The sequence below is a fragment of the Prescottella soli genome, from assembly GCF_040024445.1.
GTDB classification, from domain to species: Bacteria; Actinomycetota; Actinomycetes; order Mycobacteriales; family Mycobacteriaceae; genus Prescottella; species Prescottella soli.
Genome location: NZ_CP157276.1, coordinates 2821103 through 2846553, shown reverse-complemented (window position 1 = coordinate 2846553; position 25451 = coordinate 2821103). Strand labels below are relative to the sequence as shown.

General features: G+C 69.2%; 27 protein-coding genes. 12 read left to right on the top strand and 15 right to left on the bottom strand.

Annotated elements, in window-relative coordinates; all coding sequences use genetic code 11:
• Position 1 precedes the first annotated feature (1 nt).
• On the bottom strand, positions 2-844 hold the full coding sequence (locus ABI214_RS13280) for an alpha/beta fold hydrolase (protein WP_348603009.1): 843 nt from the start codon (positions 842-844) through the stop codon (positions 2-4).
• Between the two features lie 248 nt (positions 845-1092).
• Between ABI214_RS13280 and ABI214_RS13275 the strand changes: the two genes are divergently transcribed.
• Positions 1093-1731: a superoxide dismutase gene (locus tag ABI214_RS13275; protein ID WP_348603008.1), complete on the top strand. Its 639-nt coding sequence runs from the start codon at positions 1093-1095 to the stop codon at positions 1729-1731.
• On the top strand, positions 1728-2696 hold the full coding sequence (gene nrdF, locus ABI214_RS13270) for a class 1b ribonucleoside-diphosphate reductase subunit beta (RefSeq protein WP_348603007.1): 969 nt from the start codon (positions 1728-1730) through the stop codon (positions 2694-2696). Before ABI214_RS13275 ends, nrdF begins: the two co-directional genes overlap by 4 nt.
• A gap of 7 nt (positions 2697-2703) precedes the next feature.
• On the opposite strand, the gene ABI214_RS13265 is transcribed toward nrdF, so the two are convergent.
• The 5 genes from ABI214_RS13265 to ABI214_RS13245 all read right to left on the bottom strand — a co-directional run bounded on the left by ABI214_RS13265 (position 2704) and on the right by ABI214_RS13245 (position 6504).
• A complete protein-coding gene (locus ABI214_RS13265) occupies positions 2704-3189 on the bottom strand; it encodes an FABP family protein (RefSeq protein WP_348603006.1) in 486 nt (161 codons plus the stop codon).
• A 9-nt stretch (positions 3190-3198) separates the two neighbouring features.
• Positions 3199-3906, bottom strand: coding sequence for a TMEM165/GDT1 family protein (locus ABI214_RS13260; RefSeq protein WP_348603005.1), 708 nt, complete (start codon positions 3904-3906; stop codon positions 3199-3201).
• Positions 3907-4182: 276 nt separating this feature from the next.
• The gene (locus ABI214_RS13255) at positions 4183-4710 is read right to left on the bottom strand and encodes a peptidase (RefSeq protein WP_348611602.1); all 528 of its coding nucleotides are present in this window, start codon (positions 4708-4710) and stop codon (positions 4183-4185) included.
• A 175-nt stretch (positions 4711-4885) separates the two neighbouring features.
• Complete coding sequence (locus ABI214_RS13250; RefSeq protein ID WP_348603004.1) at positions 4886-5749, bottom strand: SMP-30/gluconolactonase/LRE family protein; 864 nt, start codon at positions 5747-5749, stop codon at positions 4886-4888.
• Positions 5750-5874: 125 nt separating this feature from the next.
• Positions 5875-6504: a superoxide dismutase gene (locus ABI214_RS13245; protein ID WP_280761560.1), complete on the bottom strand. Its 630-nt coding sequence runs from the start codon at positions 6502-6504 to the stop codon at positions 5875-5877.
• Positions 6505-6786: 282 nt separating this feature from the next.
• Here ABI214_RS13245 and ABI214_RS13240 point away from each other — a divergent pair, with 282 nt between their 5' ends.
• Positions 6787-7929, top strand: a complete 1143-nt coding sequence (locus ABI214_RS13240) for an acyltransferase family protein (protein WP_348603003.1) — start codon at positions 6787-6789, stop codon at positions 7927-7929.
• A gap of 9 nt (positions 7930-7938) precedes the next feature.
• Complete coding sequence (gene msrA, locus ABI214_RS13235; protein ID WP_348603002.1) at positions 7939-8613, top strand: peptide-methionine (S)-S-oxide reductase MsrA; 675 nt, start codon at positions 7939-7941, stop codon at positions 8611-8613.
• Between the two features lie 9 nt (positions 8614-8622).
• Here msrA and ABI214_RS13230 read toward each other — a convergent pair whose 3' ends face one another.
• Together ABI214_RS13230 and ABI214_RS13225 are read right to left on the bottom strand one after the other, a co-directional pair.
• Positions 8623-9279 (bottom strand): hemerythrin domain-containing protein, encoded by a 657-nt coding sequence (locus ABI214_RS13230; protein WP_348603001.1) that lies wholly within the window; start codon positions 9277-9279, stop codon positions 8623-8625.
• 177 nt (positions 9280-9456) lie between these two features.
• Positions 9457-10959 (bottom strand): MFS transporter, encoded by a 1503-nt coding sequence (locus tag ABI214_RS13225; RefSeq protein ID WP_348603000.1) that lies wholly within the window; start codon positions 10957-10959, stop codon positions 9457-9459.
• 695 nt (positions 10960-11654) lie between these two features.
• On the opposite strand from ABI214_RS13225, the gene ABI214_RS13220 reads away from it, so the two are divergent.
• The gene (locus ABI214_RS13220) at positions 11655-12404 is read left to right on the top strand and encodes a hypothetical protein (RefSeq protein WP_348602999.1); all 750 of its coding nucleotides are present in this window, start codon (positions 11655-11657) and stop codon (positions 12402-12404) included.
• A gap of 334 nt (positions 12405-12738) precedes the next feature.
• Here the strand turns inward: ABI214_RS13220 and ABI214_RS13215 are convergent, their stop codons facing one another.
• The gene (locus ABI214_RS13215; protein WP_348602998.1) at positions 12739-13668 is read right to left on the bottom strand and encodes an LLM class F420-dependent oxidoreductase; all 930 of its coding nucleotides are present in this window, start codon (positions 13666-13668) and stop codon (positions 12739-12741) included.
• Between the two features lie 501 nt (positions 13669-14169).
• Here ABI214_RS13215 and ABI214_RS13210 point away from each other — a divergent pair.
• Genes ABI214_RS13210 through ABI214_RS13195 form a run of 4 tightly spaced genes read left to right on the top strand, consistent with a single transcriptional unit; the run spans position 14170 to position 17177 of the window.
• Entirely contained in the window at positions 14170-14517 is a 348-nt protein-coding gene (locus ABI214_RS13210) for a rhodanese-like domain-containing protein (RefSeq protein WP_348602997.1), read from the top strand.
• Positions 14518-15468: a DUF4328 domain-containing protein gene (locus tag ABI214_RS13205; RefSeq protein ID WP_348602996.1), complete on the top strand. Its 951-nt coding sequence runs from the start codon at positions 14518-14520 to the stop codon at positions 15466-15468. It begins immediately after the preceding gene.
• Positions 15465-16229 carry a glycerophosphodiester phosphodiesterase gene (locus ABI214_RS13200; RefSeq protein WP_348602995.1) on the top strand — a complete coding sequence of 255 codons (765 nt, stop codon included), beginning with the start codon at positions 15465-15467 and terminating at the stop codon, positions 16227-16229. The genes ABI214_RS13205 and ABI214_RS13200 overlap by 4 nt, the downstream gene beginning before the upstream one ends.
• A gap of 33 nt (positions 16230-16262) precedes the next feature.
• Positions 16263-17177: a DUF5926 family protein gene (locus ABI214_RS13195; RefSeq protein WP_348602994.1), complete on the top strand. Its 915-nt coding sequence runs from the start codon at positions 16263-16265 to the stop codon at positions 17175-17177.
• A 68-nt stretch (positions 17178-17245) separates the two neighbouring features.
• On the opposite strand, the gene ABI214_RS13190 is transcribed toward ABI214_RS13195, so the two are convergent.
• From ABI214_RS13190 to ABI214_RS13165, 6 genes are all read right to left on the bottom strand, one after another.
• Positions 17246-17794 carry a ferritin gene (locus ABI214_RS13190; protein WP_348602993.1) on the bottom strand — a complete coding sequence of 183 codons (549 nt, stop codon included), beginning with the start codon at positions 17792-17794 and terminating at the stop codon, positions 17246-17248.
• 159 nt (positions 17795-17953) lie between these two features.
• Positions 17954-18499, bottom strand: a complete 546-nt coding sequence (locus ABI214_RS13185) for a ferritin (RefSeq protein WP_348602992.1) — start codon at positions 18497-18499, stop codon at positions 17954-17956.
• Positions 18500-18562: 63 nt separating this feature from the next.
• Complete coding sequence (locus tag ABI214_RS13180) at positions 18563-19777, bottom strand: LCP family protein (RefSeq protein WP_348611599.1); 1215 nt, start codon at positions 19775-19777, stop codon at positions 18563-18565.
• Between the two features lie 175 nt (positions 19778-19952).
• On the bottom strand, positions 19953-20771 hold the full coding sequence (locus ABI214_RS13175; protein WP_348602991.1) for a CPBP family intramembrane glutamic endopeptidase: 819 nt from the start codon (positions 20769-20771) through the stop codon (positions 19953-19955).
• Between the two features lie 26 nt (positions 20772-20797).
• Positions 20798-22024 (bottom strand): serine hydrolase domain-containing protein, encoded by a 1227-nt coding sequence (locus ABI214_RS13170; protein ID WP_348602990.1) that lies wholly within the window; start codon positions 22022-22024, stop codon positions 20798-20800.
• A gap of 131 nt (positions 22025-22155) precedes the next feature.
• A complete protein-coding gene (locus ABI214_RS13165; RefSeq protein WP_348602989.1) occupies positions 22156-22920 on the bottom strand; it encodes a DUF2470 domain-containing protein in 765 nt (254 codons plus the stop codon).
• Positions 22921-23058: 138 nt separating this feature from the next.
• On the opposite strand from ABI214_RS13165, the gene ABI214_RS13160 reads away from it, so the two are divergent.
• The 3 genes from ABI214_RS13160 (at position 23059) to ABI214_RS13150 (ending at position 25447) form a co-directional block, all read left to right on the top strand.
• Complete coding sequence (locus tag ABI214_RS13160; RefSeq protein ID WP_348602988.1) at positions 23059-23778, top strand: hypothetical protein; 720 nt, start codon at positions 23059-23061, stop codon at positions 23776-23778.
• A 68-nt stretch (positions 23779-23846) separates the two neighbouring features.
• Positions 23847-24761 (top strand): prephenate dehydratase, encoded by a 915-nt coding sequence (pheA, locus tag ABI214_RS13155; protein ID WP_348602987.1) that lies wholly within the window; start codon positions 23847-23849, stop codon positions 24759-24761.
• A complete protein-coding gene (locus ABI214_RS13150; RefSeq protein ID WP_348602986.1) occupies positions 24758-25447 on the top strand; it encodes a histidine phosphatase family protein in 690 nt (229 codons plus the stop codon). The genes pheA and ABI214_RS13150 overlap by 4 nt, the downstream gene beginning before the upstream one ends.
• The last annotated feature ends 4 nt before the right edge of the window (positions 25448-25451 follow it).

Sequence of the window (25451 nt, the reverse complement as noted above, 5' to 3'; positions counted from 1 at the left end):
GCTAGCGGGTGAGGAAGTCGGTGACGAGCGACTCGAAGTCGTGCTTGCGTTCGACCTGGGCCCAGTGCCCGCACTCGCCGAGGATGTGCAGATCCGCCTTGGGCATACGGCGCAGCGCGAACAGTGCGCCGTCCGGCGGCAGCATCCGGTCGTCACGGCCCCACGTGACCAGCGTCCGGTGCGGGATCTCGTCGGTGCGCGCCCACAACGGGGCCTTGCCGGGCAGCGCGAGCGACGCCATGACGGCCCGCATGCGCTCGATCGCCCGGGGAGCGGTGGCGTTGGCCCAGCGCTCGTCGAGCAACTGCGGTGTGATGATGGCCGGGTCGTAGACCATCGCGTCGACCCACGCCTCGAGAGCCTCACGGGTGGGGCCGACGAGGAAGGCGCTCAGGCGTCGGGCGCCCTCGCTCATCATCGGTCCGAGCAGCGGCGCGTACAGGCCGCCGGGTCCCATCAGTGCCAGGCGTTCGACGCGCTCGGGCACGAGCGCCGCCGTCTCGAGCGCCACCCACCCGCCCATCGAATTGCCGAGCAGGTGCGCCTTCTCGATGCCGAGGTCGTCGAGGAGCGTGACGATCGACTGGGCGGCGACCTCGGGGTACGGCCGGTCGTACTCCATGTCCGGGCTCGCGCCGAATCCCGGCATGTCGACGACGATGGTGCGGAAGTTGCGCGCGAAGACCGGCAGGTTCTTCGAGAAGTTCGACCAGCCGGACACGCCCGGCCCGGATCCGTGCAGCAGCACGAGAGGATGACCTTGGCCGGCCTCGTGGTAGTGCAGCTTGTCCGTGGCGGACGGCCCGCGAGTGGTGTCGGCGTAGTCGAGGGTCTCCATGATCATCCAATCTCCCGTGCGGTGGGCGCACCGCAGAATCAGAAAACATTGAGCCCGAACGGAAATCGAAGGGCTCCCGACGGGTGTTGGGGTGAGAGCCTACGGCCGTTCCGCGCACCAATCAACCGATTGAGTGAGAACGGTGTCGCCCCTTCCGTCCGGCGGGATGTTCGGCAGAACGAATCAGAATCTTCGGAGAACCGAAACTCGAGCTACCCTGACCTGCGGCACGTTCACGGAAAGGCGGAAAACACATGAGCAGCTACGTTCTTCCCGAACTCGGATACGACTACGGGGCCCTCGAACCCGCGATCAGCGGCGAGATAATGGAGTTGCATCACGGCGCGCACCACGCCGCGTACGTGAGGGGAGCGAACCTGGCCATGGAACAACTCCACGACGCGCGGGAGCGGCGCGATCTCGCGGCGGTGCCCGGCCTCGAGCGGGCCCTCGCATTCAACCTGTCCGGGCATGCGCTGCACTCGATCTTCTGGCGCAATCTGTCACCGGAGGGCGGCGACCGTCCGGAGGGCGAGCTGGCCGCCGCGATCGACGAGTTCTTCGGCAGCTTCGACGCTTTCCGTGCCGAGATGACCACGGTGACCGGCACCGTGCAGGGCTCGGGCTGGGGCATGCTGGCGTGGGATCCTGTCGGCGCGCGGCTCGTGGTCCATCAGCTGCACGACCATCACGCGAACTTCGCCGTCACCAGCACCCCGCTGCTGGTGTTCGACGCGTGGGAGCATGCGTTCTACCTGCAGTACCGCAACGCCAAGGCCGACTACATCGAGCGACTGTGGGCGATCGTCGACTGGGCGGACGTGGGTCGACGCTTCGAGGACGCCCGCGCCGGACGGGTGCTCGGACTCGGCGTCGGAGCGACCCGATCATGAGCGACCGCCTCGTCGACCGCGTCCACGCGATCAACTGGAACCGGCTTCCCGACCCCGAGGACGCCAAGGTGTGGGACCGGCTCACCACCAACTTCTGGCTGCCGGAGAAGATCCCGCTGTCGAACGACCTGCCGTCGTGGGAGACGCTGACCGACGCCGAACGGCAACTCACCATCCGGGTGTTCACCGGTCTCACCCTCCTCGACACCGCGCAGGCGACCGTGGGTGCCGTCGCGATGATCGCCGACGCCGTCACCCCGCACGAGGAGGCGGTGCTGACGAACATGGCGTTCATGGAGTCGGTGCATGCCAAGAGCTACAGCTCGATCTTCTCGACACTGTGCTCGACGCGGGAGATCGACGGCGCGTTCGACTGGTCGGAGCGCAACCCGCACCTGCAGCGCAAGGCGCAGATCGTCGTCGACTACTACCGCGGCGACGACCCCCTCAAGCGCAAGGCCGCGTCGGTGATGCTCGAGTCGTTCCTGTTCTACAGCGGCTTCTTCCTGCCGATGCGCTGGGCCAGCCGCGCCAAGCTCACCAACACCGCGGACCTCATCCGGCTGATCATCCGCGACGAGGCGGTCCACGGGTACTACATCGGCTACAAGTGCCGGCAGGCGCTCGACCACCTCGACATCGGCGCGCGGGCCGAACACCGCGACTACACCTACGAGCTGCTGCAGACGCTGTACGAGAACGAGGTCCGGTACGCCGCCGACCTGTACGACGGCGTCGGCTGGACCCCGGAGGTGTTGTCCTACATGAGGTTCAATGCCAACCGGGCCCTCGCCAACCTCGGCTACGAGCCGCTGTTCCCGGCCGACGACTGCGAGGTCGACCCCGCGATCCTGTCGTCGCTCGACCCCGGGGCGGGGGAGAACCACGACTTCTTCTCCGGATCCGGCAGCGCCTACGTCATCGGCAAGCAGAAACCGACCGAGGACGAGGACTGGGACTTCTGAGCCGTGATCAGTCCGCGCGCCGCAGGTCGGCGCGCAGGTGGTGCGTCATCGGGACGTCGTCGAACGACATCCACATGTCGTAGCCGAGCGCGCTGCCGCCGTCGGACAGTTCGAAGCGGCGGCGGATCGCGTGGACCGGCTTGGCCGCGGGCGACGACTCGAGCGTGTGCTGGGTGAAATCGAGGACGCCGTCGGCCAGCTCGGCCCGGTGGATCTCGACGAACCCGGTCGGCTGCGTCACCAGCAGTTCGACGACGCCGTCCGCCAGCCGCAGGTATCCGGTCTCGGTGTGCATCGGCTGCCCGCCGCCGGGCCTCCGGGTGCGGGACCGGTAGAACAGGAACGGCTTTCCGCTCGGCGCGAGCTCGATCTCCTCGTCGTACGCGAAGTCGTCGATGGTGGGGTAGTGGCCGGCGCCGCCGCCGACCCACCGCCCCGCGAAGGCCGCGAGATCGCCGAGGGGTGCAAGCAGTTCGGTCTGCGTCTGATCCATGCGCCCAGTCTAGGAAGCGGGGGGCGCGTCGACCGGTTCCGGCGCCGCGGGGGTGCGGCGCGCGCCCCTCGTCAGCCGGCGCACACCGGCGCCGGCCGCGGCGGCCGCGACGATCGCACCGGCGGAGATCGGACCGGCCGGGCTGCCCGGGAACACGCCCTCGAGCACCAGCCAGGCGCCGAACGCGAAGAACAACACCGCCGCACCGATCCGCACGAACGCCTCGGGGAGGTGCTTGCCGAGCAGCGCGCCGACGACGATCGCGAGCGCGTCCGCCGCCACCATGCCGATCGTCGAACCGATCCACACGCCCACCCAGTCGTTGTCGGCGGCGAGGGTGACGGTGGCGAGCATCGTCTTGTCGCCGAGCTCGGCGAGGAAGAACGCCGACGCGACGGCCAGGAACGCCGACCCGGTGACCTTGCGGGCCTTCTGCTCCTCCTCGTCGGTGAGGCTGTCGCCGCGCAGTGTCCACAGGCCGAAGATCACGAACGCGATGCCGCCGACGATCGAGATCGCGGTGGTGGGCAGCGCCGCACCCAGGAAGTGGCCGACGCCGACCGACACCAGATGGACGACCGTCGTGGCGACGGTGATGCCGGCGATGACGACCCACCAGCGGTACCGCAACGCGAACGTCATCGCCATGAGCTGGGACTTGTCGCCCAGTTCGGCGACGAAGATGACGCCGAAACTCAACAGGATCGCGGCCAGCATGTACGTCGAACCTCCTCCGGATTTCTCGTTCTCGGAGGATGTCGGGAAACCTTCCTCCGGCCCCGAACACGACGGATGTGTTCGCGGCCGAAGGTCTCGCCCACCGGTGCAGAACCGGTTCGCTGAGCCGGGCGGGCACTACGAGGTGCCGGCCAGTATGTCGACCCAGCGATTGGGGGCTACTCCCCTTCGCTGAGGCAACGATAACCCCGGATGATCGAAAGCGCAAAGGCCGCAAGAAGTTTGGAATCCCGAACTTTCGTCTTCCGGGGCCTGTCACGCGGCTAGCAGCATGGCCAGAACCGCGGTGTCGGGATCACTGATCGGATCGATTCCCACACGCGAAATCATCGATGTCACAGTGCCGTCCGCCTCCGCCTCGACCCAAGCCGCCCGGTGCTCGAGTCCGAGATGCGGAATGCCGGGCAGCAGGATGCAGCCCGAGGCCGCACCGGCACACTCGGGCAGCGACGGGACCGTCTCGGTCGGCGGGTGCAGCATCAGCAACGCCGGCGGCTGGTGGGCCGCGAACCGGCCCGGGGTGATCGCCCGCTCACCGAGCACCGGACCTTCCGCGACGATGAGGCCGACCGTTTCGGGCTCGGGATCGTCGGGCAGCTCCTCCCGCGCGCCGAACACCGTTGACGTGGCCAGCAGGCCCGGCAGGGACGCGACGCGGACCGCGAGCGCGAGCAGCTGCGCCCATTCCCGGGTGGACTCGGGCCAGCGTCCGGAGATCACGAAGCCGCGCAGGTCGCCCTTCGCGTGGAAGGGCGCGATGCCGACGTACTCGCGCTCGCTCATCTCGGCCTCGATTCTCCGGCCTCCCACCCACGGGGCGGGAGCAACCGGGCGGGCTCCGATGGTCGGAGCCCGCCCGGCTGACACGTCGTTCACACCTCGTTGGGTACCTCGAGCATGCTCCTCGACGCTGCTGGCACACAAGGGGTCCCGAGTGCCAGCAGGGCGATCGGTCGGATCAGAACCCGGGGCCGGGAACGGCCACCCGCAGGCGTCGGATCGCGCCGCCACCGATGCGGAGCGCGTCCTCGGGGACCCACGTGTCGGCGGTGCACACGAACAGGTCCCGGCCGTCCGCGCCGCCGAGCGCGACCGCGTACGGATGCGGCACCGCGATCCGCTCGGTGATCTCGCCGCCCGCGCTCACCCGGATCACTTCCTGACTGAACGGGGAGGCCGCCCACACCCCGCCCTCGGCGTCGAGCGCGATGCCGTCCGGCATCACGTGCGGGTCGTCGAACTCGATGAGCACCCGGCGGTTCACCAGGCTGCCGTCGGCCTCGATCGCGAACGCGGACAGCCGTCCCGGCGTCGCCCGCGTCTCGGCGACGATCAGTGTCGAACCGTCCGGGGTGATGGCCATGCCGTTGGCGAACAGCATCTGCTCCGCCACGACGTGGGCGGTGCCGTCGGGTTCGACCATCGCCAGATCGGCCGGGAACGGGGGCGCCGGGGGCGCGCTGTCGTCGCCGTAGTTGCCGACGTACGCGCGTCCGGTCCGGTCGTCGACCGCCATGTCGTTGAGGTGCCACGACGCGATGGCCTGGAGGTCGGCGTGCGGGGTCGGCGTGCCGGCGTCGTCGACAACGTAGATCTTGCGTTCCCGCACGGACGCGACCAGCAGGCGGCCGTCGGGCAGGAAGCCCAGGCCGGCGGGCTCCCCCGGCACCTCGACGACCCGTTCGAGGTCGCCGGTCGCCGGATCGAGGCGCAGGACGACGCCGCGGTAGATGTCGGAGAACCACAGGCGGCCCTCCCGCCAGCGCGGGCACTCGGGAAACGCCAGGCCCGACGCGATGGTCTCGATTGTGATGTCCGTCATGGCTCAACCGTACCTAGCGAGCGCTTGGTCGATGAGGGTTGTGGGACGGGTCGGAATGCAGCGACGCCGCGCTCGGGGGACCGAGCGCGGCGTCGAGGGGATGCTCCGGGGAGCGATCTCGTGGATCAGGCGGGGACGATGAGTCCGGCCGTCTGGGTGCGGGCCTTGGCGAAGCGGTCGGCGACGTCGGCCCAGTTGACGATGTTCCAGAAGGCGTTGACGTAGTCGCCCTTGACGTTCTGGTAGTCGAGGTAGAAGGCGTGTTCCCACATGTCGAGCATGAGCAGGGGGGTCAGGCCGATGGAGATGTTGCCCTGCTGGTCGTAGAGCTGGACGATGATCAGGCGCTGGCCGATGGAGTCCCAGGCGAGGATGGACCAGCCGGAGCCCTGGATGGCGTTGGCGTTGGCGGAGAAGTGGGCGCGGAAGGCGTCGAAGCTGCCGAAGAAGTCGTCGATCGCGGCGGCGAGCTCACCCTCGGGCTTGTCGCCGCCCTCGGGGGAGAGGTTGTTCCAGAACACCGAGTGGTTGGTGTGGCCGCCGAGGTGGAAGGCGAGGTTCTTCTCGTGGAGGTTGACCACGGGTGCGACGGCGTCGGCCTCGCGGAGCTCGGCGAGCTTGTCGAGGGCGGCGTTGGCGCCGGCGACGTACGCGGCGTGGTGCTTGTCGTGGTGGAGCTCCATGATCTTGCCGGAGATGTGGGGCTCGAGGGCGGCGTAGTCGTAGGGCAGATCGGGCAGCGTGTAAACAGACACGAGATTCCCTTCCTCAGGGGCGTGGCGCCCTGTGACGTGTGGGTTTGATGAGTCGTACTGGGGACAACCCAATCTCATTGGTACACCTTGCGCAACCGCCTCGCTGCGGGTGGTACTGACCTCACAAATTGTTTCGGTCGACCGAAATTGGGTGCGGGAACGGGCCTCCGGGGCAATGCGGACAGCGCGCAGAATTGGTCCTGGAGGTGAACGGAACACTAATATCGCGTGGTGCCTTCCGAGTCGCGTGCTGCAAATCCGCGGGCAGAGGTGGCACCTCGAGTGGAACTGACCGGCGCCGATCTGCTCCGCACCATCGCCGTTCTCACCGTCATCTACTCCCACATCTCGTTCTATCTGATCGACGACCTCGGCTCCGGGTGGTGGCTGATCGACGGCGTCTACGCGGTGTTCGTCGAGGGCCTCAACCTCAACCAGCACCTGTCGTTCGTCGGTGTCGCGATCTTCATGACGCTCACGGGCGCGGTGATCACCAGGTCGGCGATACGGCATCACCCCGGACGCTTCCTACTCGACCGGGTCGGGCGCCTGCTGCCGGCGTTCTGGGTCGCGATCGCGGCCGCCATCCTGTTGGTGCGTCTCGGCATCAACGGCATGTTCAGCGGGCAGCCGGGCATCTCCAACACCGAGGCCGCGCTCAGTTTCGTACTGGGCGGATTCTTCCTTCGGCCCGAGGTCGCGGTCCTCGGCGTCACGTGGACCCTCGTCGTCCAGGTGTTCTTCTACCTGTACTGCGTCGCCCTGCGCCCGGTGCTGCGTGCGCGCCCCGTCGTCGTGCCGCTCGTCGGTGCGGCCCTGTGTGCGCTGATGCTGCTCTACAACCTCTACATCCCGCAGCCCTACACCGTGCCGATGCTCTCGAAGGTCGCGGCGACGCTGCCGACGGTCTTCCTGGGCCAGCTCATGTACCTCGGGTGGGCGCGCCTGGTGGACTGGCGCTGGCTGGTCGTCGGTGTGCTCGCCCAGATCGAGGTGGTGCGCCTGGCCACCGAGATCCGCGTCTACTGGGCCGGGGACCGCTACCTGTGGACCATCGCCGTCGTGACCGCGCTGGTGCTGGTCCTCGGGCGCTACCGCGGTCGGCCCACCAGGTGGTCGGTGATCCGGTGGACCGCCACCCGCAGCTACGCGATCTACCTGGTCCACACGCTGATCCTCTACCGCGTCTACGAGCATGCGGTGGGCCCGCTGGGCCGAACCGGAGCGGTCATCGCCTTCCTCGTCGTCACCGCGGCCGTCTCGGAGGTGCTCTACCGCTGGGTGGAGGTGCCCGCCGCGCGGTGGCTGTCCGCGCGCACCCGGCGAATCGGCCGCGAGCCTCGCGAATCGACGCCGACAGGGAGCTCCGAGCAGCTCGATCCGGCGGCGAACCTGCGCCCGGTGGACACCTCCGACCGCGCGTAGCATCGAGCCATGTCTTGGTTCGATGAGATTTTCGACGGTGGAATCGCGCGCACAAAATCGGTGATGGTCACGTCGGATCAGGCCCTCCCGGGCCGCGAGACGCCCATGCCGGTACCCGACACCCACTACGTCAACGGGCACCCGCTGAAGCCGCCGTTCCCGGAGGGCATGCAGACGGCCGTGGTCGGAATGGGCTGCTTCTGGGGTGCGGAGAAGGAGTTCTGGCAGCTGGACGGCGTGTACTCGACCGCCGTCGGGTACGCGGGCGGCTACACCCCCAACCCGACCTACGAGGAGGTCTGTTCGGGACGCACCGGGCACTCCGAGGTGGTGCTGGTGGTGTTCGATCCGAAGGTGATCTCCTACGAGGGAATCCTCAAACAGTTCTGGGAGAACCACGACCCCACCCAGGGGATGCGCCAGGGCAACGATCGTGGCACCCAGTACCGGTCGGTGATCTACACCGAATCCGACGAGCAGGACGCCGTCGCGCACGAGACCGCCGAGATGTTCGGCAAGCGCCTCGCCGCCGCCGGCTACGGGGTGATCACCACCGAGATCGCACCGCTCACCACGTTCTACTACGCCGAGGCCTACCACCAGCAGTACCTCGCGAAGAACCCCGGCGGCTACTGCCCGGTCCACGCGACCGGCGTGAGTTGCCCTGTGGGACTTGGTGCCTGACCGAACCGATCAGCGGGGGGCGTCCAACGGCCCGACGGGAACGTCGGGGCCCCACCGCACCGCGCAGGCGCGACGGTAGGGGCCGTCGAACAGGTGCAGCAGGACGAACCGGGTGACCGGACCGACCAGATGGACGAGGATGTCGCGGCGCTGCGGGTCGAGACTGTCGCCCAGCCACTGACCCTCGATCCCCAACTCCCACTTGGACTTGGGATCGATGTTCTCGGTCCGGTCCCACTGGACCCACTGGGCTGCGCTGAGGGTCCTGGACACGAGCGGCATCGCCTCGTCCTCCTCCCGGCGCAGATGCGGCAGCAGCACGTCCTCGAGCGCGGCGAGCGATCTCGTGAATTCGGTTCTCGCGCCGAGTGATCCGTCGTCGTGGAACATCGCAGCGGCGGCGTCGAGTCGATCCACTTCCGGCGTGATCCGAGCGTGGTCCGCATCCATCAGGTCGAGCAGCGGGGCGGCCTCGGGATCGGTGCGACGCACCAGCGGCCACAGGCCGTGGTCCTCGGCCCGGTGGTGGGCGTGCACGAAGGCCATCATCCACTGCGTGTGATCGGCGACGGCGCCGCGCTGCCGGTCGTCGATCCGGGCCGCCTGCAGGACGTCGTCCGTGCGTCCGAGATCTCGGCGCAGGGCGTCGTGGGTGACCCCCATCATCGTGGTATCCGCTGGCGCAGTGTACTTTTGGGTGGATCTTCCGTTCATGACGGTCTCCTGTGGTCGAGACCTCCACGTCGCGACCTCGTTCTCAGGCTAGGGCCGGCACCCGCCCGGGCACAAGACAGCGGACCGGCCCCGGCACCGCGAGGGCACCGGACCCGGTCCGTCGAACGATCAAGCCGCCTGCACGGGCTCCGGATCACGTTCGATCGGTGCGGTCTCTGCCGCCTGCGCCGCGATCGCCTGCCGCCGACGGTGCAGCGTCATCACGACCAGAATCGCCGCCAGCGAGGACGCTCCGCCGATCAGGTACGCGATGCCCATGCCGTGGTCGCTGTAGAAGCCGTACCCGTCGATCACGGTCGCGACGTTCGAATTCAGGACCGCGAACGCGATGACCGGAAGGATCGAGGCGACGAGGGTCTGCGACGCCTGCACCATGCTCGACATCGATGCCTGCACCGACTGCGGGACGGACGCGATGACGAGGTTCGGGATGGAGGCCGTCGTCATGCCCATGCCGAGACCGAACAGCAGGATTCCGAAGAGCACCTCGGGCTTGCCGGTGTGCCAGAACGAGGTGACCACGGAGGCCGCCAGCATCAGGACCGCACCGCCGGCCAGCGTGACGGTCGGGAACTTGGTGCGCAGCATGCGTCCGACGAGGACACCGCCGATGACGCTACCGACACCCATCGGGATCTGGATGAGGCCGACGCCCTTCGCGTCGACGCCGAAACCGTAGCCGAGACCCAGGGTCGCGGGCGTCATCGACATGATCGGAATCAGCGTGGCGTACAGGGAGATCGTGCCGTACGCGAGACCGGCGGACAGGCAGATGCGGAGCATCGGTCCGCGCCGGAAGAATCGCAGATCGACGATGGGGTCGGTCATGCGCAGCGCCATCGGCACCCAGATCGCGGCCAGCACGACACCGCCGGCGACGAGGCCCAGTGTGCCGCCGTCGGACCAGCCCCACGTGGGGCCGAAGCTGATGCCGGCGAGGATCGCGGCGAGGCCGCCGCCGAGCAGGACGGCGCCGACGAGGTCGAGGCGAGCAGGGTTGCGGACCGGTGTCTCGTCCGTCGAGAGCGCCACCAGCGGGATCATCACCAGGAGGGCGATGAAGAGGAACCAGAAGATCGAGCGGAAGCCCCACGCATCGACCAGCAGGCCGGTGATGAACGGCGACGGGATCGTCATCAGGCCCATGCCACCCGCGGCGAGGCTGACCGCGAGGGCAAGAGTCCTGGGCGGGAACACGTCTCGCATGAGCGAGAATCCGAGGAACATGCACGCGATGAGGACGCCGAACAGCGCCCGGCCGATCACGAGCACGAGGAAGCTGGTGGCCACCGCCGAGACCAGCGCACCGAACGCGGCGACCGCCATGCAGACGAGGAACACCTTGCGCTTGCCGTGGATGTCGGCGAGCTTGCCGGCCAGCGGGCACGCCACCGCGGCAGCTAGAAGGTAAGCCGTTGTCACCCAAGCAATCTGATCGGTCTTGAAGTGCTCGCCGATCGGCATCATGGCGACGGAGGCCATAGTCGAACTGATCGAGACGATTTCCAGGACGACTGCGATGGAGATCAGGGACAGGATGAGCCGCGGGGTCCAACCGCCTTCTCGGACGGTGCGCGGCGGGATGGCCGCGGTGTCGAGTGTTCCTGACATGTAACACCTTTCTGGGGAACTGTGGTGCGGGTCACGCTGTTGCGCCCATTACAGATCCCGGGGGTGCTTCCGCAGGAGGGGTGTCCCGTTGAACGGAAACATATTTCGGAGGTGCTGCCGAAGCGCCTTCGGCGACGGATTCCGCTACGAACGCTGCTCGGGGAGGGGGACTGACCGATGTCATGCACCCCCATAGCGGGCAACGATCGCGATCGTCACATACGGGAGGCCGACGGTGGGGAAGCGCGTCGGGGAAGGCGAGGAGCGCGCTGCCTCGCGCCGTCGACGTTCCCGCAATGGAACTTCCAGATTCTGTGTCAGACAACCCATCTCGTCGTAAGGCACAGAAGCAGGTCAACACGCTACGCTCGATCGGCGGCGTCCGTGTCGACTTCGAAATTGTCACCGTTCAGGACCGGCAGCGCCGAGTCGCGGGCACCGTGCTGATCGGCCGCGCGGCGTGTGGGTGTCACGTTCTTCTGGGCGGGCGTCCGCGCTCGTAATACTGATTCCACCTTTCCTGGGCTGATCGAGATGTTAGGTTTCTTTCGCCTATATGCATGGGGGCGCCGCCGGTTTAGTTGGTCTCTGGCTGGGGTGAGGAAATGGTGGCGCCGCAGTTTTTTCTGTCTTCATGCGGTTGGGCGGAATCTCTACGAATTGTTGCGCAGGCCAATTGAGGAGGTCGTATAGCGATGCCAAAGCACAGAGCTACGGACGTACGCACTCTGAAGATCAAGACCCGCATCATGGTTGCCGCGACGGCAGTCGCCGCGCTGGCGATCGGTTCGCCGGCCCTGGCGAACGCTGGCGGTGAGGGCGGTTCGGGTAGCCACGGTAGTGAGAGTTCGGGTAGTGCGGAGGCTGGTAGCGCCAGCCTCGGGGAGCATGGAAGTGCGGAGGCCGGTAGCGCCAGCCTCGGGGAGCATGGAAGTGCGGAGGCCGGCAGCGCCAGCCTCGCGGAGCACGGTAGTGCGGAGGCCGGCAGCGCCAGCCTCGCGGAGCACGGAAGTTCGGACCTGGGCAGCTTGATTCTGCCGTTGCTCGGGAGCTCCGGCACCAACACCGGCAGTCTCCTACTCGGCAGTGCCGCAGCTGGTAGTGGCGTACTCGGAAGCGTCGGGCTCGGCAGTCTCGGGTCCGGCGGATCGGGTGGCCCGGGTGTCCCCGGCCCGGGCGCACCGGGACCGGCCCCGAGCGTTCCCGGCCCCAGTGCGCCGGGACCGGCCCCGAGTGTTCCCGGCCCCAGCGAGCAAGCGCCACCCGCCCCGCAAGGCGGAGGGCAGGTCGCTGTCGTCCCCATGGGCGGCGTCGAAGCCGGCGGCGGACCCTCGAACGACACCGGTGGACACGGATCCGGTTGGCTGGTCGGCAGCGCCCTGCTCGTCGCGGCCGCGGCGGGTACGGCAACAGCCGGGGTCGGCAGGCATCGTCGCCGGGCGTAAGCGCCGGCAGTTATACAAAACACACCGACAGGCCATTGCCCGGACCATCGAGGCAATGGCCTGTCGGCGCTGTATCCACCGTTTTTTGTCTAACGTCGGGTTCCGGGTAAATTACATCGCTTGGAATTGCATTCCCATTAATGTTCAATTCGCCCGTTTGATTTCGATCGGGAAATCGACGCCGTGGATGTGGGGCGCATTTTCGGGGGGTCCACCCCGCGCCGGCAAACCACCCGAAATACCGTCCGGCCGGTTCGTCTCGTGTCTGAACCGTTGCGGCAGAAGCTATCTCAGGATTCCTGAGTGTGCTCGACCACCCGAGTGCGCGTTCACGTCAGTCCAGCTGGGGCATGACCTCCGCCGCGACGAGCTCGAGATGATCGAGGTCGGCCAGGTCGAGGGTCTGCAGATAGATGCGCTGCGTTCCCGCCTCGCGGTAGCGCCCGATCTTGTCCACCAACTCGGCCGGCGTGCCCGCGAGGCCGTTCTCGCGCAGCTCGTCCACCTCGCGTCCGATCCGCGCGGCCCGGCGTGCGATCTCCTCGTCGGTGCGTCCGCAGCACAGGACCAGGGCGTTGGAGTACACGAGATCGTAGGGATCGCGGTCCACCGCCTTGCACGCCTCGCGGACCCGCTCGAACTGACGGACGGTGTCCTCGATCGAGACGAACGGCAGGTTGAACTCGTCGGCGTAGCGGGCGGCCATCGACGGGGTGCGTCGCTTGCCCATGCCGCCCATCACGATCGGCGGCCGCGGCGACTGCACCGGCTTCGGCAGGGCGGGCGAGTCGCTGATCGGGAAGTGAGTGCCCTCGTAGCTGAAGGTCTGCCCGACCGGGGTGGCCCACAGGCCGGTAATGACCGCGAGCGACTCCTCGAGCCGGTCGAACCGCTCACCGACCGACGGGAACGGGATGCCGTACGCGCGGTGCTCCTCCTCGAACCAGCCCGCACCGATGCCGAGCTCGATCCGTCCGCCGCTCATCGCGTCGACCTGCGCCACCGAGACCGCGAGCGGGCCGGGGTAGCGGAAGGTGGCCGACGTGACCAGGGTCCCGAGTCGGATCGTGGAGGTCTCGCGGGCGAGACCGGCGAGGGTGATCCAGGCGTCGGTGGGGCCGGGCAGACCCTCGACGTTCATCGCCAGGTAGTGGTCGGACCGGAAGAACGCGTCGTATCCGAACTGTTCCGCGGCCTTCGCCACCGTGAGGAGATCGTCGTAGGTGGCGCCCTGCTGGGGTTCGGTGAAGATTCTCAGGTCCATGCGGACCACTGTGCCGCACCGTCGAATGTGACGTGCGTCGGAGGACGAAGTCGAGGGAACCGATCCGGCGCCTGCCGCGTCGGATCAAGTGTCGGGACGGATCGTCCCGACCGAAAAGGGGGGAGAGCGGGCCGGAGTGAGGGGCTGGGATGGGGGCACACATCCCGGCGGTGGGGACTCCGGCCCGTGCCACCACATCGGACCGCTAGCGCGCAAATCCACACAGGTTGTGGATTGCTGTGGAACTTGCGGTGCACAGTTGTCAACAAACCATCCACCTCGAGCCCCTGACCTGTGGATGATCCCCACCGAAGTTGTTCAGAACTGTGGATGACCCTGTGGAAACTGTGGATAACTCGGCGAATCAAGTGCCTCAGGTCACATTTGGGGGTGCAATCGCTCGACGTCGAGCGCTGGACGTATCGGTCCGGTCACGAAGGGGGCGAACGCGTAACGCGAGATCGTCTGCCCCGGAAAAGGGGTCGTGCCAGAATCGAACCCGTGACGATCCCGCACGTTCCCACCGTCTCCGTGACCGACCTCCCGGCGGAGCTCACCGAGGCGACCGTTCTGCTGGACGTGCGCGAGGACGACGAGTGGGGGCTGGGCCACGCCCCGGGCGCGCACCACATCCCCATCGTCGACGTCCCGGCCCGCCTCGACGAGATCGACATCGACGCCGAGGTGTACGTCGTGTGCCGCCAGGGTGGACGCTCGATCATCGTCGTCGAGTACCTCAACAGCATCGGCTACGACGCCTACCAGGTCGACGGCGGAATGGTTGCGTGGCAGGGCGCCGGACTCCCGCTCGCGTCCGACGGCGACTCCGGTCCCGCGAAGATCTACTAGATGAGCGTCGTCCAGGTCTGCGCCCGCTGCGCGTCGAGGTGGCCGGTGGTCGGCGCGCCGGCGCAGTGGTGCCCGCGCTGCCAGGGGCTGCTGCTCTCACCGGTCGACACCGACCGCCCCGCCCCGCCGACCGGACGCAACTTCCGCTGGGTCGCCCGCAGTCCCTACCCGCCGATCGCCCGCCGACGCCGGGAACCGCGCCGACTCGGTCCGACGCCCCGATACACCCAGGTACCGCGCTGGGGACTGCTCGACCCGCCGCCGGAGGAACCCGACGACCGGCTCACCCCCGCCGAGGCCGCCGCCGACCTCGCGCCGACGCTGCTCGCGTGCACCGCGATCGTGTTCGGGCTCGCCGCGCTGGCGGAGGCCTTCCGATACGCGCTGCTCGTGTTCAACCGGGTGCGCCTGGTCGATCCGCTGACCCTCGCAGTGTCGGACTCGATGGTGTGGGCGACGCAGCTGTCGGCGCCGCTGGTGGCGCTGGCCGCCGCGGCCGCGTCCGTGTGCCGGCTCGTCGTCATCCGCCGCCAGGTGCTCGCCGCCCGCGGCCTCGTGGACCCGCGCACGCCCCGGTCCCTCGCCGTCGGGGTGCTCGTCCCGGTCGTCAACCTCGTGATGCCCGGCGTCTTCCTCACCGAGGTCGCCGACGGCGACCGCCGGACCCTGACCGCGATCCGCATCTGGTGGGTCGCGTGGGCGGCCAACGGGTTGCTCGTCGTCGTCGGGCTGCTGTGGCGCGGCCGCGACACGCTGCAGGCGCAGGCCGACGGGGTGCTGCTCGCCGCGGTCACCGCGGCCGTCGCCGCCGCGACCGCGCTGCTCACGCTGCACGTCATGCGCCGGTTCGACGGCCGGGACCTGCTCGGCCGCCCGCAGCGGACCACCCGATGGATCAACGTGCCTGGGGCCGAACAGCCGGCCCCGGCCGAGGAGGCGACCGTCGGATGAGCCCGGATCGGCGTGGCCCCCTCGTGGTCGCGCATCGCGGCGCGTCGGCCGCGATGCCCGAGCACACCCTCGCCGCGTACGAGCTGGCACTCGTGGAGGGGGCCGACGGCCTCGAGTGCGACGTCCGGCTCACCCGCGACGGTCACCTCGTGTGCGTGCACGACCGTCGGGTGGACCGCACGTCGTCCGGCACCGGTGTCGTCAGCGAGATGACGCTCGAGTCGCTCGGTGAACTCGACTACGGCGCCGTCGGCGAACCGGCGGAGTTGCTGACGCTGTCCCAGCTCATCGAGCTCACCCTGGGGTGGACATCGCGCCCCACGAAACTGTTCATCGAGACCAAGCACCCGGTCCGCTACGGCGGGCTCGTCGAGAGCAAGGTGCTCGCCGAACTGTCCCGCTACGGGCTGGCCACCCCGGCGTCGGCCGACCATTCGCGGGCCGTCGTGATGTCGTTCGCCGCGAGCGCGGTGTGGCGGATCCGCAGGTCGGCGCCGCTCCTGCCGACGGTGCTGCTCGGCGACGCGTCCCGCTACCTCGGCGGCGGGGCGGCCACCACCGTCGGCGCCACCGCCGTCGGGCCGTCGATCAGGACGCTGCGCGAGCATCCCGAGATCGTCGACAAGGCCGCCGCCGCCGGTCGCGCCACGTACTGCTGGACCGTCGACGATCCCGCCGACGTCGCGCTGTGCAAGGAACTCGGTGTCGGCTGGGTGGCCACCAACCATCCGGGCCGCACCAAGAAACTGCTGGGCGGCTGAGATAACGCGCCCGTCCGTGTAGGTTTTGGCCTCGTGGGTAAGAAGAGCAAGAGAAACAGTGGCCCCAAGCCGGGCAGTAACCGCGCCGCGAAGCTCGAGCAGCGTCGTCTCGAGCGCGAGGCCGAGGTCACCTCGCCGACCCGCCCGTTCCAGGGCCTGGCCGCCGAGTGCGACCTGGTCGCGCTGCGCGAATTCGTGCCGTCGGCTCTCGTCGAGCTGCCGGTCCGCGACGCCGACAAGCCGGTGACCGCGGCCACCGTCCTGCCCGGTGCCGTCGCGGCCCTGGTGCGCGACGAGGCCGGCACCGCCGGACGGTACGTCGGCCTGCAGGTCCAGGCCCACACGGCCGACCCCGGCGCCGACCTCGGTGCGGCGGTCACGTGGGTGCAGTCCGCCGAGCCCGGCAACTCGCTGACCTTCGCCGACCCGCAGGACGGCGGCCCGCGTCCGACCGACGTCCTCGTCGCCGACGCGCTGCCGAAGATCACCGTCCACCAGAACTTCGACTGGTGGATCCCCGAGGGCGTGGAGCCGGCCCCCGACGTCGCCGCGACCGTCCAGCAGGCCAACATGGCGATCATGCCGTCGGCGCGTCTCGAGGCCGACGGCGTCGTCGCCGCGTGGTGGGTCGACGCCGGCGAGCGCGCGCACCTGCGCTGGGTGCGCCCCGAGGACGAGGACTCTCTGATGCAGGCGTTGGCCCGCGTCCACGCGGCCGGCGGACTGCACCTCGGCGAGGGATCGCGGTTCGCGGGCTCGTTCCGGACCCACGGCCTGCTCGTGCCGGTCTTCGACCTCGACCGTGAGAAGCACCCCGACGAGTGGGCCGCGCCGACCGCCGAGCTGGGCGAGCGTCTCGCCGAGGCCCTGGCCGTGGATGCGCCGCTCACGGCGGCCGAGGTGCGCGCCCGCGACGGGCTGCGCGGCCGCCAGGTCACGCTGCGCTGAGTTCAGACAGCTGAAGGGTCCCTTCGTGCGCTGCGAGCGCGTGAAGGGACCCTTCAGCTGTTTCGGTGCTAGATCGTGCCCCCGGCGGCGGGCGGTGCCCCGGACGCGTCGTCCACGCTGCTCATCTCACGGGCCACGAAGTCCTCGAGATCGAACAGGTTGGACCCCGCGCGGTCGGCGATCGTCAGGAGGGTCGTCATGCGGGAGACCTCCTCGACCTGCTCCTTGAGGAACCACTGCATGAACTGCTCGCCCAGGTAGTCGCCGTCGTCGCGGGCCGTGCGGGCGAGCTGGACGACCTCCTCGGTGACGGCCTTCTCCTGCGCCAGCGCGAGCGCGATGGGCTCCCGCGTGTTCTCGAAGTGGCTCTTGGCCGGATCGACGCCCGTGAGTTCGACGGTGATGTCCCGATCCAGGAAGTACCGGATGATCATCATCGCGTGATTGCGTTCCTCGTTGGCCTGCTTGTAGAAGTGGCGGGCCAGCTGGGGGAGATCCGCGTTGTCGAAGTAGACCGCGGTCGCGAGGTACTGGTGCGACGCGTTGAATTCGTTGCGGATCTGATCATGGAGAAGTGCGTGGAATTTCGTCCGATGCGAATCGTCTGAGGCACTCATGGAGCCAAGGTATCCCTGATCAGGGCGAACTGTCACGGAAGTGGAACCTAATTGAGGCTAGTGTGTCCTCAATTAGCCTTGCCTCAAACCGAATTGAGATTTCCGGAAATTCCGATCTGCCGCAATTGCCGATTGTTCGGCAATTGCGGCGCGCCGGAATCAGGCGTCGGCGCCGGCGATCCGCGGGGCCGTGGAATCGGCGGTCACGGCCGAACTCATCTCGCGCGCCACGAAGTCCTCGATATTGAAGAAGTTGTCGCCTGCGCGGTCGACGATGGTGAGCAGCGTCGTCATGCTCGCGACCTCCTCGACCTGCTCCTTGAGGAACCACTGCATGAACTGTTCACCCAGGTAGTCGCCGGTATCGCGGGCGGTGCGGGCCAGGCGGGTGATCTGCTCGGTGACGGTGCGCTCCTGCGCGACCGCCAGCGCGACGGGCTCACGGACCGACGCGAAATCGGTGACCACGGAGTCGATGCCGGGGACGGCAATCGGCAGGTCGTTGTCGAGCAGGTACTGGATCATCATCATCGCGTGGTCGCGTTCCTCGGCGGCCTGCCGGTAGAAGCGGCCCGCCAACTGCGGCAGATCCTGTGAATCGAAGTAGACGGCGACCGCGATGTACTGCTGAGAGGCCGTGAATTCGTTTCGGATCTGGGTCTGCAGCAGTCGGTGGAACTCGTTGGTGTGCGCCGCTTCAGTCATGCACGAAACAATACCGCCCGTATTGGCGTGGCTGTGTCGGCAATGTCCGGACGGCGACGAGCGTCACGGTGTGCCGGTCAAGAGGTCCTGCGGAATCTGGCGGTCATTTGCAAGCGCATCGAAGAATTCGCTTGCCTTTTGTCGGTCCCACAACAGAACGTCGCCCCACCCGTCGACCACCTCGAACCCACCGACCGGAACGGTGGTGGTGACCATCTTGCCGCGCAGTGCCCACGCCAGCCCCGCGAGATTCCACAGATGGTCACCGTCGGCGACCTGCAGCGAGTTCGCGGTCTTCGTCATCATCGGCCACAACCGCAGCGGATTGATCAGCGTCGTGGGCGAGGTGGCCTTCTTCAACAGCGCACTCATGAACGCACGCTGATTCTGCATCCGGTCCAGGTCGGCCATCGCCGTCGCCCGGCTGCGGACGAAGCCGAGCGCCTCGGGGCCCGACAGGTCCTGGCAGCCGGCCGGCAGGTTGATGCCCGCGAGGGGGTCGTCGATGGGGTAGGGCACGCACATGTTCACGCCGCCGATGGCGTCGACGATGCCGGCGAACCCGCCGAAGCCGATCTCGGCGTAGTGGTCGATGTGCAGGCCCGTGGCCTCCTCGACCGTCTGCACCAGTACCTGCTCGCCGTCGGGCTGGGAGAACGCCGCGTTGATCTTGCCCCGGCCGATGCCCGGGATGTTCACGTACGAGTCGCGCGGGATCGACACCATCGTCGTCGAGCCGCTCTTCGGGATGTGCACCAGCATGATCGTGTCGGTGCGTTTGCCGTCGATGTCGCCGCCGGCGGCGAGCTCGCGGTCCTGCTCGGGCGTCAGACCGGCGCGGCTGTCCGAGCCGACCAGCAGCCAGTTGGTGCCCGGGGTGTCGGCGACACGACCCGGGTAGTCGGCGAGCGCGTCGACGCGGTTCAGCTTGGTGTCGAGGTAGGCCACGCCGCCGATCGACGCGACCAGGAGCACGGCCAGCGTCAGCGCGACCCGGCGCAGCCACCTTCCGCGCTTGCGGGGCCGCCGCTGCTTCGGGGGCTCGGCAGGGGCGGCCGGCGGGCGCGGCGGCTGGGGGTTGCGCGGCGGGGCGGCCGGCGGGACGCGACGCGGCTCCGCGTACGGGCGCGGAGTCTGGGTGGGCGCGTGGCCGCCGCCGTAGGGCGCGCGCCCGTCGGATACCTGCGACCACGTCTGGGGTTCCGGTGCCTGCGACCACGCGCGTGCGGGCTCGGGACGCGGTGCCGGGCCGCCGGGACGCCCGTCGCGGCGGATGATCTGGGTGCCCTCGGCGCCCTGCGGCGGGCGCTGCGGGGGCGGCCCACCGCGGCGCGGCGGCGGGGGGACATTGCGCGGTGGCTGGGGCCGGCCGCGGTGCGGCGGGCCCGGCTGACGTCTGTCGGGGGTCTCGCCGTTCACGATCCGAGAATACGTGCGATCCCGACAGTTGCGGTCACGGCAGCCACGACAGGTGCCCGCGGAGCAGGGCGTATCCGACGAACGCGACGGTGTCGATGAGGGCGTGCGCGATCACGAGCGGCCACAGTTTCCCGGTCCGCTGCCAGTAGCGGCCGAAGATCAGCCCCATCAGCACGTTGCCGAGACCGCCGCCGAGGCCCTGGTACAGGTGGTAACTGCCGCGCAGCAGCGCCGACGCGAGCAGCGACGAGTTCTCGCTCCATCCCAGCCGTCGCAGCCGCGAGATCAGATAGGCCACCACCAGGACTTCCTCGGCGACCGAGTTCGCGATCGCCCACAGCACCAGCACCGGCAGCCGCCACCAGTGGTCGTCGATGGTGCTCGCCATGACGGTGAGATTCAGGTCGAGCGCGACCGCGGCCAGGTAGAAGGCGAGCCCAGGCAGCCCGATCAGGGCAGCAAGCCCGACGCCGGGAAGCACCCCGCCCCGCAGTTGCGTCCGACCGAGACCGATCCGGCGCGGACTCAGGCCGCTGCGCCACAGCAGATACAGTCCGAGCGCTGCCCAGGCGGCGAGCTTGACCACTCCGAGCAGCTGTCGGGCCAGGTCGATGTACGACTGCGTGGACCGGGACGGGTTGATCGCGACCGCCTGCTCGGACAGACCGCCGGGCTGGAGGGCCGACTCGAGCAGCGACAGCATGCTGTAGACGCCGTTGAGCCCGAACGTCACCAGCAGGACGATCGTGATCTCGAACCACAGGGTGCGCCGTTCGCGGGCGTCGAGCGGTGGTTCGGACGGTAGTGGCGCTGCGGGCCGGAGCCACGAGTCGACGGTGGTGCGGGTGATCACCTCGACGACGCTAGACGTAATCGGCGTCAGATGTGATGGGCGAGGGATTCGGCCTTCGCGCCGAGGTTCGGCAGCCGCAGGTCGGCGAACGGAGTGAGCGCGCCGCCCAGCCGGTTCGTCACGAACGCCACCGACAGGCCGGTCTCCGGGTCGGCGAACGCACCGGAGCCGCCCATGCCGTAGTGGCCGAAGGCACCCGAGTGCTGCGTGCGGGCCGCGACGAGCGCCGCGTGGTAGCCGAGTCGCCAGTTCATGCGGATGCCGAGCACGTAGTCGCGGGCCCGGGTCTGCACCTCGCTCAGCTGGGCGATGGTGTCGGGTTCGAGGAAACGGATGCCGTCGACGACACCGTCGTTCGCGAACGCCGCGTACATGCGGGCCAGGGCGCGGGCGCTGAACACGCCGTTCCAGCCGGGCATCACGAAGTCGTGGATCGTCGGGTCGCGCACCAGCATGTCGAAGCCCTCGGGCATGCCGGCGTCGGCGATGTCGCGCAGGTGCGGCACCAGCGACAGCGCCAGCGACGTCACGCCCCACGGCACCCCGAACGGGTTGATGTGGGGGAACACCTTCGCGATGCGGTCCTTCTCGGATTCGGGGACCTGGAACCAGAACTCCGGGATACCGAGAGGCTCGGCGACCTCGGTGCGGACCAGTTCGGTGAACGGCTTGCCCGACACCCGTGCGGTGAGCTCCGCGATCAGCGATCCGTACGTGACGGCGTGGTAGCCGGGCATGGTCGTGCGGCGAGGGTCCGGGATGGACGCCGCCAACGCGGCCGTGACGCGGTCGTGGTCGAGCAGCGCGAGGCGGCCGGGCACCAGCCCGCGGATGCGGTGCAGGCCGGCGCGGTGGCTGAGCAGTTCGCGGACGGTGATCGATTCCTTGCCGGCCTCGCCGAACTCCGGCCAGTAGGACGCGACGGTGGCGTCGTAGTCGATCAGGCCGCGCTGCGCGAGGCGGTGCAGCACCGTGCTCGCGACGCCCTTGCCGGTCGAGAACGACAGCGTGACGGTGTCGCAGGCCCACTTGCGGATCGGGGACGCCCACCCGGCCCACACGTCGAGGACCGGCTGGCCGTACAGGTACACGGCCAGCGCGCCACCGCCGTCGTGGGTGCGATGGAACAGGTGGAAGAACTGGGTGGCCAGTGACTCGAACCGCGGGTCGACGAGCATCGTCCTGGGCGGCCGGTAGACCGCCTTGCGACGTGGGGCCCCGCCCGAGCCATGACTCGGCATTGCGGCAGTCATGTCGAGTGAACTTCCGATATCCGTTCGAGGTCGCCGAGTGCGATCTCGGTCTCATCGGTAGAACACTGCGGGTGGGTCGCTGATTCCGGATGGGCGGGAAATCCCTGGTCGGACACGGAGTCGGGCCGCGGTCAGTGCCGCATGTGCAGACCGTTGACGAAGGGGCAGCCGACGAGGATCCGCAGGGCACGGCTGAGCGCGGGCGCGTCGTCGGCCGGTTCGGCGAAGTCCATCCGCACGTCGCGGTCCCCGGCCGCGGCCTCGATCCGCAACCGCACCCCGTACCGGTCGATGCCGAGCGGTCGCACCCGGCCGGTGCGCAGCGCCGACGGCAGCCGTCGGGCGAGCATCTCGACCAAATCGGAGTGGTCCTCCTCGAGGTGCCGCAACCAGGCGGTCTCGACGTCGTGGAACGGGTCGGGATCGGCGGCGAGCAGGTCCTCGACCGTCACGGATTCGGCGCCGTTGCTGTCGGCCACGACGGCGGACGCGAGCCGCAGCCGCAGCAGCGTGGCGTCGTGGCCGACGTCGAGCAGCGCGGGATGCGGGTTCTCGGCGGCGACGGCGTCGGCGAGGTCGCGTTCGCCCTGCCTGGAGACCGCGGTGAGCGTGCCGCGCAGCCACACCAGCGACCGGACGGGTTCGCGCAGCGCGAGGGGCGCGTAGTCGGTGAGTTCGAGGACGGCGGGCAACCCGCCCGGTCCGGCCTGCCACGCGAGGGCCGCCGCGGCGCAGTCCATCGGGGTCGCGAGGACGGCGGTGCCGTCGGATCGCAGGTGGTGCAGCGAGGTGACGACGGGATCGGTGCCGGCGATGGCCAGCACGGCATCCGACGCGCGGGCGCTCGCGCTTCGCATCCGTTCGGCGGTGGACGGTCCGAGGGCGGTGCGGGTCATGGCGGCTTCCTTCGGGTCGGGACGCGATACCGAACCTGCGTCGAACTGAGGTAAACCTAAGCTAATTCTTGCGGACGTGGGCGGCAAGGCCTCGGCTCGGAAGACAGGTTTCGGCGCGGGCCGGGCTAACGTGGTGCTGTGTCGATTCCTGTTTCGCTGTCGATGCCGACTCTTCCCGCGTCTCGCGACCTCGCGGCCCGGCCGCTCGTCGACGGGCTGCTCCACCAGCGGCGAGATGCCGTCGACCCCGTAGTCGTCCGGGCCGCCGTCACCGGCGGGCCCCAGATCGTCGCCGCCTCGATCCTCACCGGCGCCGCCGGTACCGACGCCGACGCCGGCGCGGTCGTCGTCGAGCTCGACATCGATCCGGACGCCCTCGAGGACGCGGTGGAACACCGGGCGCTCCGGTACCACGTGCACTGCACCTCGGAGCAGATCGACGACGCGGTCGGCCTCCGGTTACCCGCCCCCGTCGCGGTGTTCGTCACGCCCGACGGCCCCGACTCCGGCACGCTCGCCGAGGCCGCGCAGGTCCTCGCCGACGCCGGCCACAGCCCCGGGCTGATCGCCGGTCAGCCCGTCGAAGCGGTCGCGGACTTCCTCGCGGTCCTCGCGCACACCTCCGTCGGCTTCGTCGCCCGCGCGCGCGACGGCGCCGAGGTGCTGGCCCTGCTCGCCGGCACGGTCGCGGCGCTGCGCGGCGACGACGTCCGTGCGGCCCTGACCTCCCCGGACGCGGCCGCGCTCGCGGCGCTGATCCCCGAGGCCGCCGAGGCGGTGCGGGGCGTGCTGCTCGGCATCGAGGTCGACGACCCCGAGCAGGCCGACCGCGTGCTCGCGGACGTCGGACTGCTGTAGCGCGCTCCGTAACGGAACCGGGACCGATCGGCGCAGTGCGTCGGTGGCGATTGCGTAACCTCGTAGTCGTGCCTCGTATCGCGTACTTCGGACCCAGCGGGACCTTCACCGAGATGGCCCTCGCCCAGCTCGAGGCGGCCGGCACGTTCGACGGCGACGTCGAGCGGGTGGCGGCCGCGAGCCAGCGGGCCGCGTTGGAGATGGTGCGTCGCGGCGACGCCGACGGCGCGGTGGTCCCGATCGAGAGCTCGGTCGAAGGATCGATTCGTCCCACCATGGACGCGCTCGCGCTCGGGGACCGGCTGCAGATCATGGCCGAGACCGAACTCGAGGTGTCCTTCACGATCGTCGGCCGCCCCGGCACGACGCTCGCCGACGTCCGCACCGTCCGCGCCTATCCGGTCGCGACCGCGCAGGTGCAGGGCTGGCTCGACACTCACCTGCCGAACGCCCGCGTCGAGCCGGCGTCCTCGAATGCCGGTGCGGCAGAGGACGTCGCGGACGGCGTCGCCGACGCCGGCGTGGCCACCGCGTTGGCGGGGGAGCGGCTCGGACTCGTCGCGCTGGCGTCCGGGGTCGCCGACTACGAGGGTGCCCGGACCCGCTTCGTGTTGGTGACGAAACCGCAGTCCGCACCCGCCCGGACCGGTAACGACCGCACCAGCGTCGTGCTGCACCTCGACAACGTGCCCGGCTCGCTGGTCCGCGCGATGACGGAGTTCGCGACCCGCGGCATCGACCTCACCCGCATCGAATCCCGGCCCACGCGCAAGGAATTCGGCACCTATCTGTTTCACCTGGACTGTGTCGGGCACATCGACGACGGGCTGGTAGCGGAGGCGCTCAAGGCGCTGCACCGCTTCAGCGACGTCCGCTTCCTCGGGTCGTGGCCGTCGACCGTGCCGGGTGGTGGGGCCCCGATGCCCGACGCCGACGACACCGCGTGGCTGGAGCGGCTGCGCCGCGGAGAGGAGAACGCGTGAGCGGCCGACTGATCCTGGTCCGACACGGGCAGACCGAGGCGAACGTCGAACGGCGGCTCGACACCCGGCTGCCCGGTGCGCGGCTGACGGAACTCGGTAGGACGCAGGCGCAGACGCTCGGCGACCTGCTGGCGGCGCGCCCGCCGAGCGCGCTGGTGTCGTCGCAGGCGCTGCGGGCGCGCGAGACGGCGGGTTTCGTGGAGACGGCGTCGGGCATCGCGCTTCAGGTGCGGGAGGGTCTGCACGAGGCGCAGGCCGGTGAGCTCGAGGACCGCTCGGATCTCGAGTCGCACAAGATGTTCGCGAAGGTGTTCCACACGTGGCACACGGGTGACCTGTCGGCGCGGATCCCGGGCGGCGAGTCGGGCGTCGACATCATCGAACGCTATGTGCCGGTGGTGGATTCGCTGCGGGCTCAGTACCTCGACGGCGGCGCCGGCGGTGACGTCGTGGTGGTGAGCCACGGCGCCGCGATCCGGCTGGTGGCCGCGTACCTGGCGGGGGTGCCCGGTGCGTTCGCCGCGGACCGGCACCTGGAGAACACCTCGACGGTCGAGTTGGTGCCGACCGCCGCGGGCTGGCAGTGCGTGCGGTGGGGTCTCTTCGACCCGCCGTTCGACGCGACCCCGCAGCGGCCGTGGTTCGAGGCGGAGGCGACCGAGGCCACCGACGACCCGATGGGCTGAGTCC